12 protein-coding genes are annotated in these 12,443 nt (G+C 61.2%); 6 read left to right on the top strand and 6 right to left on the bottom strand.

The window, feature by feature from the left end; all coding sequences use genetic code 11:
- Nucleotides 1-1,168 precede the first annotated feature (1,168 nt).
- Genes terL (EU800_RS24480) through EU800_RS24470 form a run of 3 tightly spaced genes read right to left on the bottom strand, consistent with a single transcriptional unit; the run spans nucleotide 1,169 to nucleotide 4,392 of the window.
- Nucleotides 1,169-2,641, bottom strand: coding sequence for a phage terminase large subunit (gene terL, locus EU800_RS24480; RefSeq protein ID WP_129636109.1), 1,473 nt, complete (start codon nucleotides 2,639-2,641; stop codon nucleotides 1,169-1,171).
- Nucleotides 2,628-3,059 carry a DUF5681 domain-containing protein gene (locus EU800_RS24475; protein WP_129636108.1) on the bottom strand — a complete coding sequence of 144 codons (432 nt, stop codon included), beginning with the start codon at nucleotides 3,057-3,059 and terminating at the stop codon, nucleotides 2,628-2,630. The genes terL (EU800_RS24480) and EU800_RS24475 overlap by 14 nt, the downstream gene beginning before the upstream one ends.
- A complete protein-coding gene (locus EU800_RS24470; protein ID WP_129636107.1) occupies nucleotides 3,052-4,392 on the bottom strand; it encodes a DNA methyltransferase in 1,341 nt (446 codons plus the stop codon). The genes EU800_RS24475 and EU800_RS24470 overlap by 8 nt, the downstream gene beginning before the upstream one ends.
- A gap of 583 nt (nucleotides 4,393-4,975) precedes the next feature.
- Here EU800_RS24470 and EU800_RS24465 point away from each other — a divergent pair.
- The 3 genes from EU800_RS24465 to EU800_RS24455 are packed head-to-tail and all read left to right on the top strand — an operon-like array spanning nucleotide 4,976 to nucleotide 7,277.
- Nucleotides 4,976-5,206: a DUF3489 domain-containing protein gene (locus EU800_RS24465; RefSeq protein ID WP_129636106.1), complete on the top strand. Its 231-nt coding sequence runs from the start codon at nucleotides 4,976-4,978 to the stop codon at nucleotides 5,204-5,206.
- On the top strand, nucleotides 5,203-5,610 hold the full coding sequence (locus tag EU800_RS24460) for a DUF2924 domain-containing protein (protein ID WP_129636105.1): 408 nt from the start codon (nucleotides 5,203-5,205) through the stop codon (nucleotides 5,608-5,610). Before EU800_RS24465 ends, EU800_RS24460 begins: the two co-directional genes overlap by 4 nt.
- Nucleotides 5,607-7,277: a recombinase family protein gene (locus tag EU800_RS24455; protein ID WP_129636104.1), complete on the top strand. Its 1,671-nt coding sequence runs from the start codon at nucleotides 5,607-5,609 to the stop codon at nucleotides 7,275-7,277. The genes EU800_RS24460 and EU800_RS24455 overlap by 4 nt, the downstream gene beginning before the upstream one ends.
- Nucleotides 7,278-7,697: 420 nt before the next feature.
- On the opposite strand, the gene terL (EU800_RS24450) is transcribed toward EU800_RS24455, so the two are convergent.
- Genes terL (EU800_RS24450) through EU800_RS24440 form a run of 3 tightly spaced genes read right to left on the bottom strand, consistent with a single transcriptional unit; the run spans nucleotide 7,698 to nucleotide 10,988 of the window.
- A complete protein-coding gene (gene terL, locus EU800_RS24450) occupies nucleotides 7,698-9,119 on the bottom strand; it encodes a phage terminase large subunit (RefSeq protein WP_165354834.1) in 1,422 nt (473 codons plus the stop codon).
- A complete protein-coding gene (locus tag EU800_RS24445; RefSeq protein WP_129636102.1) occupies nucleotides 9,103-9,564 on the bottom strand; it encodes a DUF5681 domain-containing protein in 462 nt (153 codons plus the stop codon). Before EU800_RS24445 ends, terL (EU800_RS24450) begins: the two co-directional genes overlap by 17 nt.
- On the bottom strand, nucleotides 9,564-10,988 hold the full coding sequence (locus EU800_RS24440) for a DNA methyltransferase (RefSeq protein WP_165354833.1): 1,425 nt from the start codon (nucleotides 10,986-10,988) through the stop codon (nucleotides 9,564-9,566). The genes EU800_RS24445 and EU800_RS24440 overlap by 1 nt, the downstream gene beginning before the upstream one ends.
- A 448-nt stretch (nucleotides 10,989-11,436) precedes the next feature.
- Between EU800_RS24440 and EU800_RS24435 the strand changes: the two genes are divergently transcribed.
- From EU800_RS24435 to EU800_RS24425, 3 genes are all read left to right on the top strand, one after another.
- The gene (locus EU800_RS24435) at nucleotides 11,437-11,679 is read left to right on the top strand and encodes a DUF3489 domain-containing protein (protein ID WP_129636100.1); all 243 of its coding nucleotides are present in this window, start codon (nucleotides 11,437-11,439) and stop codon (nucleotides 11,677-11,679) included.
- Complete coding sequence (locus tag EU800_RS24430; RefSeq protein WP_129636099.1) at nucleotides 11,676-12,080, top strand: DUF2924 domain-containing protein; 405 nt, start codon at nucleotides 11,676-11,678, stop codon at nucleotides 12,078-12,080. Before EU800_RS24435 ends, EU800_RS24430 begins: the two co-directional genes overlap by 4 nt.
- Nucleotides 12,080-12,443: recombinase family protein (locus EU800_RS24425; protein WP_129636098.1), on the top strand; the 364-nt coding region annotated here is incomplete at its 3' end. The genes EU800_RS24430 and EU800_RS24425, both read left to right, overlap by 1 nt.

Here is a 12,443-nt window from a genome sequence, read left to right as displayed (position 1 = left end):
ATGAAGACAGCGCCGCCCTTCAAGCCCGAACGAACAAGGCTCGGCCAGTGTGCCCACGGCATGCAATCTGTGGGCATCTGGAGCCTCACGACAGGCGGCCGAGGCCCCAATCGCGGCTATCGCCCGGCACGATGGGCATGCGAAGGCTGCCTCCGGTCCCAAAGCCTTGTCAGGAGGCGATCCGGACGGCACCATGACGTACAACGAGGAACACTTGGGAAAGATCGGTTAGAATCTCTTCAATGCACACTCTAATTTTGTTCAGGCAGCTTGAGGCGTCCACCCAGAACAGCTGAAATGCAGTTTCAATGTGATCGGAGACTGGCTTAGGGACGTGTTCGCCGATTGCAAAAATCGGCTTAAAGCGCTTTCAGGCGCACGCAAATTTCCCCGCCGATTTAGACGAATAAGCTGGGATGAGGGTGCCCAATATGAGCTTGATATCGTCTATTTCGACCATGTCTCTCGAACTATAGTCGCTCTCGAAGTGAAGAGGGGCTCAATGGTGCCGGGGACCTCAAGCGGTTCGCGAAGGACACACACTTGATGCACGTTGAGATGTGTTTTGCGCCTGAGGCGCTAGACGCGCCCGCTGTACACCGCCAGTGTCAGATTCTTCTACGCGCCAGATCTATCGTGAACATCGAACACAAAATCCGAAAGTGCGCCCGATGCGCTCGGTTGCGCCCGGTAATTCCACTGCTCATGGATTAGATTTCGGCTCGCGTAGGGAGAATTACCGTTCAGTACGGTTTTGCCTATCCTGACATAAGCTTAGCCGTCGGCGGACGTCTGGTTCGGGCCGGTCACGAAGGTCGGAAACGATGCTGCGCGTGCAAGGTGCCGCGCCCAGCCAACGGCAGGACTGCGCAGTTTGCGGCTATCAAAGGCCGAGCATTCACCCGGCCAAGTGCTTCGAGCTTCACCAAGTCTCACACCGTCTCGTCACGACCGATTCGCCTGCACATTGATCCACGCGGCGCAATTGGCGCTATCGCGTCCGGCGGACGGGCGATTTGGTGAGCAAGTGGTGAGCAAGAAAAAACAGCTTACGAGCGCCGTTGCAGGCGCGTCCGTAAATGTCTGTTTTTACGGTTATTTTTGGTTGCGGGGGTAGGATTTGAACCTACGACCTTCAGGTTATGAGTCTGAAGGTCGATGATCGTGACTACCGCCGAGGCCGCTCCCGATTCCGTTCCCGGCGCTCGATCCGGAGCGGATGGTCCCGCGGCAGAGCCCGCCAGAAACCGTTGCCCTTTGACCAGTTGAGAAACTGGCTGAAGCTGTCGACCTGGTCGTCGTTGCGCCCTCGGGGAAAGCCCAGCAACTCGCGCTTGAACGCGGGCAGCCAGGGCGCCTCGCGCGGCAGGAAGACCTTTCCCGCTTCCACCGGCGCACAGGCCGCCGCGAAACGGATCTCCTTGTCCTTCTCGGGCGTAACACTATTGAAGCGCTTGTCATCCTGGAACAACTCGTGGAGAAGCGGTCGGCCAGTGGCTGCATCCTCTATCAGGACCTTGTCCGGATCCCAGAGGGCGACCAGTGCCATCACCTTCGCCTTGAGTTGAGGATAAACTAGTCTCCCACGCCAGACATCGAGCAGATACCAGTTTCCGTTCCGGAAACCCCAGGTCGTGCAGACCGAGAAATCCGACCGCGGATCGGCCGACGTCCCCGTGTCCCAGCTCTGGATGATCAGCTGATACCAGCGCCGGTCTTCGACTTTCTCATAGGTGCCGAACCATTCCCAGCGAAGGGGCGACCCGTCCGGCGCGATCGGGTTCTGCTGATACTGGCAGTTGAAGACGGCGGATCCCATCTCGCTGCGCATGCGGTCGAGCGTGTCCCGATCGAGTCGCTCGGGAAACAGGAGATCGCCGGGCCGACGGCGATGAACCTTGCCGCGCCCGATCGGGACGACCTCGTTTTCCTCTGCAATCGCCGGCAGGTTGAGATGCCGATAGGTCCCCTTGTCGAGCAGGTACCCTGGCGGATCCAGTTCATGGAGCCGTTGCGCGATCATCACCACGCGGCCTTCGGCCTGGTTGTTGAACCGGGAAAGCAGAGATCCCTCGATGAACTCCTGCGCCCGAGCGAGCTCCGCTTCCGAGTTCGCATCCCCGGCCTTCAGCAGATCGTCGATGATGATGTAGTCTGCTCCGTGGCCGGTGACCGAACTGCCGATCGAGACGGCCTTGCGGCTGCCATCTTTCGTTGTCCGGATTTCCTCGGCAGTGTTGCCCTTCTTCGCGAGCCGGGTCGCGGGAAACATCTGCTGATACCATCTGGAGGACATGACGCGCCGACAATCGTCGGAATGCTTTCGTGCGAGATCGAGGCCGTAGCTCGCAACGATGATCTTGGCTTCGGGGTGGTGTCCCAGGATATAGGCGACATAGGCAACAGCCACGGTAACCGATTTCAGACAACGCGGAGGGATATTGATCACCAGCCGCTTGTTCTCTCCGGTACGCACAGTGTCGAGCTCGTGACACATGGCCTGGACGTGCCACGCCGGTTCAAACCGATCGTTCGGCCCGTTGTGGAGGGTGTCGAACACCCTCCACACGAACGAAAAGAAGTTGTCCCGGCTGATCTGCAGCGCGGCCAGACGAACTTGTTGGGGATCAGGAGTCTTCATCATCGGCCTCCCGAACTTCACCACACTCGTCGTCGCCGAGATCCGTAGCGAACAAATGGCGAAGGATGTCGTAGTCGACCGGCTCGGCGGTGTCGGACAGAGCAGCGTCCTCGGCGTCGGAGTCGAGCCGACCGGACAGATCGGCATCGAAACGCGCGAGCATCGTCAGGGCTTTCATGTCCCCCTTCAGGGCCGTCGCGACAAGGCGCTTGGCTGCGGCCTCAGCCTTGGAAATCTTGATCTCACGATTGCCTTCGCGGACGGTGACCTTGGTTTCCAGTTCGCGCTGCAAACTGGCGTTGAACCCCTTGGCTCCTTTCGGCCGCCCTTTCGGATTGCCCGACTGACCCTTCTTGAACTGCGTGGCTTTCGGAGGCCGGCCGTAGCCGACCTCGTAGTCTTTCTCGGGATCAGACATTGTCGGCCTCCATCGGGTTGGCAGCACCGACGGCTGCGGCACGGTCGTTGAACGTCCCACCCGTCGTGGCGTGCACCGCCGTCTTCCCGGACATCTCCTGCCAGCGGCGGATGGCAACATCGACATAGGCCGGTTCGAGTTCGATCAGCCGCGCCCGACGACCGGTTTTCTCGGCGGCGAGGAGCGTCGCGCCAGAGCCGCCGAAGGCATCCAGCACTACATTGCCGCGGTCGCTCACATCCATGATTGCATCGACAACAAGGGCGGTCGGTTTGACGGTCGGGTGATCGGCGAGATCCGCCTCGCGACCTTTGCCGAAGCTGTTGACGCCGGCATAGTCCCAGACATTGGTCCGGTTGCGACCGTGCTTGCCCAGCTCGACATTGTTGATGTGCGGCGCCCCAGGTTTCTTGAAGACGCAGACCATCTCGTGCTTGGAACGGTAGAGGCTGCCCATGCCGCCATTGGTCTTGTTCCAGACGCAGAGGTTGATCAGCTCGAAGCCGCAGGACTTGCCGGTCGTGATTAGTTCATCAAGATGACGCCAGTCCATGCAGACCATGGCAACGGCGCCCTCGGCCATCTTGTCCCGGGTCTCGGTCAGGAACGCCGCCAGGAAGCTGCGGAACTCGGCTTCAGTCATCTCGCCCGAGGCCATGGCGAACTCGCGGTGGTTCCCGCCGTTGCCCGAGCGCACATGACCGTTCACCGGGACGTTGTAGGGCGGGTCTGTGAAAACCATCCCGGCCATCTCACCATCGAGAACCCGGGCGTAGCTCGTTTCTTCAAGCGAATTGCTACACAGAATGCGATGATTGCCGAGGATCCAGAGATCGCCGGGCCGCGTGATGACAGGTTTCGCCGGATCGGGCTCTTCGACGGTTTCCGGAGGCGCCGCCTCGGCTTCACCGGCCCCGCCAATGAGCAGGTCGATTTCCACCGTCTCGAAGCCGGTGATATCCAGGTCCAGGTCGAGTTCACCATCGAGCCTCAGGTCCATCAACTCGGCGAACTCGATCTGCAGCGCCTCCTGGTTCCAGTCGGAGAGTTCGGCAAGCTTGTTGTCGGCGATCCGCAGCGCCCGCACCTCTGCGGAGCTCAGGTGGTCCGCCACGACGGTCGGAACCGTCGTGAGACCGAGCGCCTTGGCAGCTTCCAGGCGACCGTGGCCAGCAATGATGACGCCGTCGGAATCCACCAGGATCGGAGCGACGAAGCCAAACTTGGCCACCGAAGCTTTCAGCTTGCCGATGTTCGTCGCCGTGTGGATACGGTTGTTGTTGGCATAGGGTTTGAGGTCGGTGACCCGGGTCTGGGTGACCTTGTCAGTCATCCAGATAGCCTTGGTCGATGCCGGGGCAGCGGGTTTTTTAGGACGGGCACGCATTTACGTCTCCATTCATAGATGCCGTGGGAACGGCGAAGGTCAGAATGGATCGCGTCGGGGATACGGAGAGAGCATACACAGCAACTCCCCGGACCGATGGATCCGGTTTGTTGCCGCTTCGAATGCTCTCTGCTGGGCATGGTGCCCATGTGAGTGCTGCCAGGGTGGCGATTTAGCCCCCGTAATGAAGCAGGCAGGAGGATGCCTAGCATTGCGCAGGTGCTGCCGTCAAGAAAAAACTATCTTAACAAATTGTTAATAAACAAAAATCATGGGCCTGATATATACCCACACCCAAAGGGGTACGACAAGGATCAGGGCTTGGTGGAATATGGGGCACCCCGATCGGAAGGGATCGGAGCGACAGTTGTTGGACGAATAGGACAAGATCCAGAACATTCGCCATTGCGCAAGTTCCGCTGGACTGCTGCCGCGAACAGAGCGTCACTGACATCACGCCCGAAGACATCGGGCTCTCCTCGGTACCGGGGCTGGCATTTCGCCGGCCCGCTACCTGAGGAGAAGACCAATGACCAAGCGCAAGCAGACCAAGACCGACAAGGTGCGTGCGATGCTCGCTCGCCCTGAGGGCACGAGCCTTGAGGCGATCTGCAAGTCCACCGGCTGGCAGCCGCATTCCGCTCGCGCGGTCCTGAGCGGGTTGCGCAAGGCCGGCTACACAGTCAAGCGGCAGGCGGCCCACGAAAAGGGCGGTCCGTCCCTCTACCGGATCACGGCCGAGCCCGAGGCGTCCGAATGATCCGCGTCGCCGATCTCGAAACTATGGACCGGGCCGCGTTGATCGCGGCCTGGACGGACGTTTTCGGAACACCGGTGCCGAAAGGGCTGAGCCGGTCCTTCCTGCGCCGTTTCCTGGCCACCGAGATCCAGACCCGCAGATCCGGTGGCCTGCCCGCCCGGGTCCGGAAGGTGCTGGCGCAGAACAATGATCGTGGACAACGTTCGAGGTCGGCCACCCTCGCGCCGGGCAGCCGGTTGCTTCGGGAATGGAATGGCATCACCCATGTTGTCGAGGTCACCGAGGACGGGTTCCTCTGGAACGGCCGGAGCTGGCGCTCGCTCTCGGTCATCGCGCGAGAGATCACCGGCGCCCATTGGTCGGGTCCCCGGTTCTTCGGCCTGAACGGAAAGGCCCGGTCATGAGCAAGCCCCGGATCCGCTGCGCCATCTACACCCGGAAATCCTCCGACGAGGGGCTCGACCAGGACTTCAACTCGCTCGACGCCCAGCACGAGGCCTGTGCCGCCTATATCGCCAGCCAGCGCCACGAGGGCTGGAAGATGCTGCCTGCCCGCTACGACGATGGCGGCATCTCCGGTGGCACGCTCGACCGCCCGGGCCTGCAACGGCTGCTCGCCGATATCGACGCCGGCCGCATCGACATGGTCGTGGTCTACAAGATCGACCGGCTGACGCGGTCGCTCGCCGACTTCGCCAAGCTGGTCGAGCGTCTTGAAGAGAAGGACTGCTCCTTCGTCTCCGTCACTCAGGCCTTCAACACTTCCTCGTCGATGGGCCGGCTGACGCTGAACGTGTTGCTCTCCTTCGCCCAGTTCGAACGCGAGGTCACCGCTGAGCGGATCCGCGACAAGATCGCCGCCTCGAAGAAGAAGGGCCTTTGGATGGGCGGTGTTCCGCCACTCGGCTACGACCCGCATCCCGACCCGATGCGCCGGGAATTGGTGGTCAATGAAGCCGAGGCCGAAGTGGTCCGACAGCTCTTCACCCTCTATGCCACACACAGATGCTTGAACCTCGTCACCCAAAAGGCCGAGGGTCTCGGCCTGCGCTCCAAGCGCCATGTCTTCTCGACTGGCCGCGAGCAAGGTGGCAATGTTCTGAGCCGGGGCCAGATCCACAAGATCCTCACCAACCCGGTCTATCTCGGGCAGATCCGGCACAAGGAAAAGGCCTTCCCAGGAAAACATCCGGCCATCATCGACCAGCCACTATGGGATCAGGTGCAGAACCAGTTGCAGGCCGCCAGCGCCCGGCGGCGCGGCGTTCCAGCCGGACAGCCCAGCAGTGATGCTGCTCCGCTGAAAGGAAAGTTCCAAGACGAGTCCGGGGATTTTCTGACCCCGACCCATGCCCGGAAGAACGGTAAACAGCTGCGCTACTATATCTCCAACCGGCTGGTCTCCGGCGGTACCGATCCGACCGGATGGCGCCTGCCGGCACCAGGCTTCGAGACCAGTGTCGCATCTCTCATCGCCGATCACCTCGCGGAACATGCGAGCCGCCATGCCGTTCTCTGCTGCAATGACGCTCTGCAATCTGTCGCTGCGTCGGAAGCTGTGGAGAGACTCGCGCACAAGATCCGGTCCGATGGAATCCGCGACGCGACCACACTGATCACCGATGGGTCCCTTGGAAACGGACGCATCACGATCGAACTTGATGCCGATGCCATCGCCCTCTCGACCGGTCTGTCGGCAGACGACCTGAACCGGAACCTGCTGAAGATCGACCGGCCCTTCACCTGCCGCCGTCGCGGTGTCGAGATGAAGATCCTTGCCGGCAACATCGCCCCAGCGCCCGATGCCGCGATGATCCGTGCGCTGCGCAACGCCCACCGCTGGTCCGAGTCCCTCAAGGCCGGCACGCCGCTGAACCACCTCGCCGCAGAAGTGAATACCTCTGAACGCTACCTCGCCCGGGTCACCGCACTCGCTGGCCTCTCGCCGAAGATCCAGGTCGCGATCGTGAATGGCACCCAGCCGGTCGATCTGACATTGAAGCGCCTCCTTCGCAACAGCTTGCCGCTGGAGTGGAATGCCCAGGAACACGCTCTCGGATTCGGCGTCTGAACCGCTTCCCTGATCGCCGAGCAGGCTTCCCTGTTCCGTCAAGAAACATTCCCTGTTCCATTCTGAAAATACCCTGTTCGGTCGCGCAGGGAATTCGGCATCAATGCATTGATATTGCTCCCACAAACAGCACGCTTTCGAACCGAAATCGCTGCAAATAATCAAAATACGCTGTAAATCGCGCCGGATCAGGGAAAGCCGCTCAAAAGCGGACCGGCTCTTTTGGCCGACTGAGACACCTCGAGTTTTGCTACGGGAACAGCCTGGAAAGGTGCGTCTCAGGTCATGAGCGCACCGCCTAAACAGCGGGAAACACGCCGCAATTCGGCGCGATATGGACATGGGGAATCGAGACGATTGTCGGTGGCGGAGAGACAGGGATTCGAACCCTCGAAACGCCTTCTCCAATTTTCCGCTGGTCTAGCCCTTGTACCTTGAGCAGTGCCTGAGTTCGCCTGGCGTTTTGTCGAGCGCGAAGAGAGCCTGTGACATGCTGTCGACCTGGTCGTCGTATGTTGCGTTGGGAAATCCGGCGCATTCGGCGACAAAGCCCTCCTTCCAGGACGCGCATTGTGGCAACCGCACAAATCGGTTCTCAAGCTTCGGGGACTGAATGGACATCCGTTCCACCTTGTTCAGTCTGGGAGTGTTCGGGCGCACGCCCCTCCGATGTTGCCGCCGCAAGTGGTCATAGATCCCCCTGCCTGCCCCCACGGCTTCGACAATCAGAAGGTTCGGATTCCACATTTTGCGCAGCTTCTCGGCAACCCTGAGCAAGTCGGGCTGAAGGTGTTGCTCCCGATGAACATCCAGCAGATCGATGTGGTTCCCGATGAGCCCCCAGGTCGTGCAGACTGAGTAGTCGTTGGACTCACCCGGCACTCCCGCCGGATCCCAACTCTGAATCACCGCCTCGTAGTCGGAACGGCGAAGATCCGGCGGGATCGTCTCAAACCATTCCGGCCGAATGATGTTGCCGCCTGCCGGTGTCGGTGCCTGCTGGTATTGCGCCTCGAATGCGCGCATGCCCATCTCCCGGCGCTTTGCCTCCAGCGCTTCCAGATCCATGTGTTCCGGTAGGAGCACCTCGCCGACCAGCCTCGTCCAGACTGCATTTGAACCCAGAGCGACCTCACGCTCCTGCGTCTCGATGGCCGGAAGTTCCAGTACATCCCAGTCGCCCGTCGCGATCAGCCGACCGGGCAGGTCGTCCTCATGGAGTCGCTGGGCAGTGACAATGACCGCGCCCGACTTGGGATTATCTAGGCGCGTCATCGCCGTTCCTGTGAACCACTCCCAGATCGCATCCCGCCTCGTCTCGGATGAGACATCCTCCGCCTTGCTTGGATCGTCGAGGATCAGGAGATCGGAACCCTTTCCGGTAAGCGGGCCGCCAATGGATGTCGTCATTCGATATCCATTGAGAGTGGTCCGCCACTCTCCAACGGCCAAGCGCAGTGGATCCAGGATCAGTTCGGGAAAGGTTGCACGGGTCCAGCCCGCCTGGACCAGACGCCTCGACTCCCGGCTGAAGGTCTCGGCAAGATCCATCCCGTAGCTCATGCAGATGATCCTGCGGGATGGATCCCGACCAAGTGCCCAGACCGGGAAGGCCACACTCACGCAATGCGACTTCAGATGCCTTGGCGGCAACAGGATCAACAACCGTTTCACCTCGCCCCTCTCGACCTGCTGCAGCTTGTGGCAGATCGCGCGGATGTGGTGTCCATAGTGGAAAGGAACGCCGGGCCGAAGCTCGGAAAACGCACGCATCACGAAACAGAAGAGGTGGAGCCGGTACAGCGCCCTGAGCGTATCTGTCACTTTAGCTGGTGCCGTCATCCTCACCTCCACAGATATCGGGGTTGGGTGGGTCCATTTCGGCAGCTTCGGCCGTCGCCTGTTCGAGAAGTGCAACCCAGTCAGCATGGGTTTGAAGGACTTCGAGATCGGCCTCGCTCGTTTCAAGGGCGATTGGAGCTGCAGCGACCTCCTGATCCTGACCAAGTTCCTTCGCAAGGATCCTGAAGAACTGCGGGTTGCCGCTCTGGGCCTTCACGAAGGCAGTGTACAAAGCTGCCTCCCAATTACTCATCGCGACCATCTGGCCGTTCTTCTTGACCACGATCTCTTCCCCGGCAACTTTCATCAGCTTGGCACGGAGCGACTCCTCCTTTTTCTTCTTGCCACTCGGGTTCCCGGACTGCCCCTTCTGCCACTGCGTGCGTTTTGGCGGCTTGGAGAACCCGATGTCGTAGTCGCCCTTCTTCTCGTATTTCTTCGACATCAGAAGTCCTCCGCGTTGCCGGCCGGAGCAGCCGGCGTGCCGCCCCGCTCGTCACCGGTTGAGACGTCATCGAAGCTCTGACCGGTGGCAGCGAGCACCGCGTGCCCGCCGGTCATGTCCTGCCAGCGCCGGATGGCGACATCGACGTAGTAGGGGTCGATCTCCACGCCGACGCACCGGCGCCGCGTCCGCTCCGCGGCGAGCAGCGTCGTTCCGGACCCGAGAAATGGATCGAGGACGAGATCACCCGATGTCGTCACATCCAGGAGCGCATCCATGACCATGCGGATCGGCTTCACCGTCGGATGGACGTTGAAGTCGTCGTCGGCATCCTTCCGCCCGCCGGTCGCACCGGCGTATTGCCAGACATTCGACCGGTTCCGTCCGTACTTGCCGAGATGGACGTTGTTGCGGTGGCTTGCCCCTGCACGCCTGGCGACGAAGACGAATTCATGCTGGCTGCGGTAAAGGCTCCCCATGCCCGGGGCGCTCTTCACCCAGACACAGATGTTGAGCAGTTCCAGGCCGATCGCTTCGAGCGTGGCGGTCATCTCCCTGACATGGCGCCAGTCAATGCAGGAAAACAGGACGCCACCCGGCTTGAGTTTCGAGGCCGCATGTCCCAGGGTCTCGCTCAAGAACGTGACAAATTCGGATCTCGTCATTTCGCCGGAGGCTTCCGCGAACTCGGCAAACCCAGCCGACGCGTCGCGCACATGGCCGTTGATCTTCACGTTGTAGGGTGGGTCGGTGAAGACGGCGTCGGCGGCCTGTCCGTCGAGGATTGGAGACAGCGCACCTCCGTCCCGCGCCGAACCGCAGACGATCCGATGATCACCGAGGATCCAGAGATCGCCCTCCAAGCTAACAGCTGGAGCATCGGGTGAAGCGAACTCCTCCAGATCATCCGCCGGATCGGGTTCGTTCGCTTCCGATGCACCGAACTGGATCGCCTCGATCTCCTGCAGGTCGAAACCCGGGATCTCAATTTCGCCGCTGATCTCGATGAGCTCGTTGATCTCCAGCCGGAGCGTCTCGGCATCCCAGGAACCAGTCTCCTGCAGCTTATTCAGGGAGAGTGTGAGGCGGCGGATGTCGAAATCCGAGAGATCATCAACAGGGATGCACGGAACCTTTTCCGCAGCCAGGGTGCGGGCGGCGGCGAGCCGGCTGTGCCCGTCGATGACTTCGTATCGCTCACCGCCGGATTTGGTCCGGACAAGGATCGGAATGCGGAAGCCGAAGTCCTTGATGGATTGCGCAACGGCAGCCACCTGTTTCTCGAGCGCCGGCCGCACCCGTCGCGGCGCCGCGTCGATGAGATCCAGAGTCAACCAGATAACAGCAATATCCCGGAACAGGTCGTTCTGGCCGCGCTGCACGCCGGAAGCCTGCCCGGCCGAAGCGACTTCCGCGCAAGGCATGTCTGTTTGTCCGTTGCGCGCGTCGTCATTGACGCACGTCTCTGCTGATTTCTGATTTGGCTTTGATTGATGAGCCACAACTGGCCTCCTTTGATTTAGGTCGAGGAGGCGGCTGTGGGACTGAATGCCTGCGCAGATCAGGAGGCAACCAGCCGAACATCCGCGCATCCCCGACGGGATCCGTGTTCAGCAATAGTCGCTAGCCTCCTGCTGCGAACTGTGCGCTCTACGCCTACATCACAAGAAACCACGGCGCAATAGAAATTCATCATAAGCAATTGAAATCAGGTGATAATTGCTCCGATGGGGAACAACTTTGTCGACCGTATGAATGGTCTGGACTTGTCTCGCGAACAGAGCGTCACTGTGTCCACGCCCGGTTCGCATTCCGGGCTCTCCCCGGTGACGGGGGCGCGTCCTGCCTCCCCGCGCAACCAGGGAGATACGCATGCCCAATGCACCTCAGACCAAGCCCAAAGAGACCAAGTCGGCCATCGTCCGACGGCTGCTTTCGCGCAAGGCCGGCGCCGATATCGGCACCCTGCAGAAGGCCACCGGCTGGCAGCCGCATTCGGTCCGAGCCGCCCTCAGCACGCTGCGGAAAGCCGGATACACGATCGACAAGATGCCGCCGAAATCCGACGGTGGCGTGCCGAGCTACCGGATCATCGGTGTGCCGGAGCAGGCATGAGGCTCACGGTCGCCGAAATCGAGACCATGGACCGGGCGGCGCTGATCGCCGCCTGGGACCATCTCTTCGACACGCCGGTTCCGAAGGGGCTGAGCCAGTCCTTCCTGCGCCGTTTCATTGCCTTCGAAGTCCAGGCCCGCCAGCGCGGCGGCCTGCCGCGCGGCTTCGTCACTGAGCTACAGAAGAAGATGGCCGGCGATGTTGGGAACTCTGTCCCCGACCTCAAGCCCGGCGGTCGTCTGCTGCGCGAGTGGAATGGAACGACTCACTCGGTCGAGGTGACCGAGGCAGGCTACCGGTGGAACAAGGAGACCTATCCCTCGCTCTCCGCGGTCGCCCGCGCCATCACCGGCGCCCGCTGGTCCGGGCCCCGCTTCTTCGGATTGAAGGAGACCCGCTGATGGCAGCGCCGAAGATCCGCTGCGCGATCTACACGCGGAAGTCCTCCGAAGAAGGGCTCGACCAGGGGTTCAATTCCCTCGACGCCCAGTTTGAGGCCTGCGCTGCCTATATCGCCAGCCAGAAGCACGAGGGCTGGGTTCTGGCACGCGACCGTTTCGACGATGGCGGCGTCTCGGGCGGAACGCTGGAACGCCCTGCCCTGCAACATCTGCTTGCCGAGATCGACGCCGGCCGCATCGGCATGGTCGTGGTCTACAAGATCGACCGCCTCACCCGGTCGCTCGCCGATTTCGCCAAGCTCGTCGAGCGCTTGGACGCCTCTGGCTGTTCCTTCGTCTCCGTCACCCAGGCCTTCAACACCG

It is taken from the genome of Tropicimonas sp. IMCC6043 (genome assembly GCF_004146235.1).
Classification (GTDB): domain Bacteria; phylum Pseudomonadota; class Alphaproteobacteria; order Rhodobacterales; family Rhodobacteraceae; genus Tropicimonas.
Note: the sequence above shows the minus strand (reverse complement) of the source record. Positions and strands in the feature narration are given on the sequence as shown.

Coding starts and splice junctions, on each gene's coding strand:
- EU800_RS24475 (WP_129636108.1), bottom strand. CDS start 3,059: ATGTCTGATCCCGAGAAAGACTACGAGGTCGGCTACGGCCGGCCTCCG.
- EU800_RS24465 (WP_129636106.1), top strand. CDS start 4,976: ATGACCAAGCGCAAGCAGACCAAGACCGACAAGGTGCGTGCGATGCTC.
- EU800_RS24430 (WP_129636099.1), top strand. CDS start 11,676: ATGAGGCTCACGGTCGCCGAAATCGAGACCATGGACCGGGCGGCGCTG.
- EU800_RS24460 (WP_129636105.1), top strand. CDS start 5,203: ATGATCCGCGTCGCCGATCTCGAAACTATGGACCGGGCCGCGTTGATC.
- EU800_RS24470 (WP_129636107.1), bottom strand. CDS start 4,392: ATGACTGACAAGGTCACCCAGACCCGGGTCACCGACCTCAAACCCTAT.
- terL (WP_165354834.1), bottom strand. CDS start 9,119: ATGACGGCACCAGCTAAAGTGACAGATACGCTCAGGGCGCTGTACCGG.
- EU800_RS24455 (WP_129636104.1), top strand. CDS start 5,607: ATGAGCAAGCCCCGGATCCGCTGCGCCATCTACACCCGGAAATCCTCC.
- terL (WP_129636109.1), bottom strand. CDS start 2,641: ATGAAGACTCCTGATCCCCAACAAGTTCGTCTGGCCGCGCTGCAGATC.
- EU800_RS24435 (WP_129636100.1), top strand. CDS start 11,437: ATGCCCAATGCACCTCAGACCAAGCCCAAAGAGACCAAGTCGGCCATC.
- EU800_RS24440 (WP_165354833.1), bottom strand. CDS start 10,988: ATGCCTTGCGCGGAAGTCGCTTCGGCCGGGCAGGCTTCCGGCGTGCAG.
- EU800_RS24445 (WP_129636102.1), bottom strand. CDS start 9,564: ATGTCGAAGAAATACGAGAAGAAGGGCGACTACGACATCGGGTTCTCC.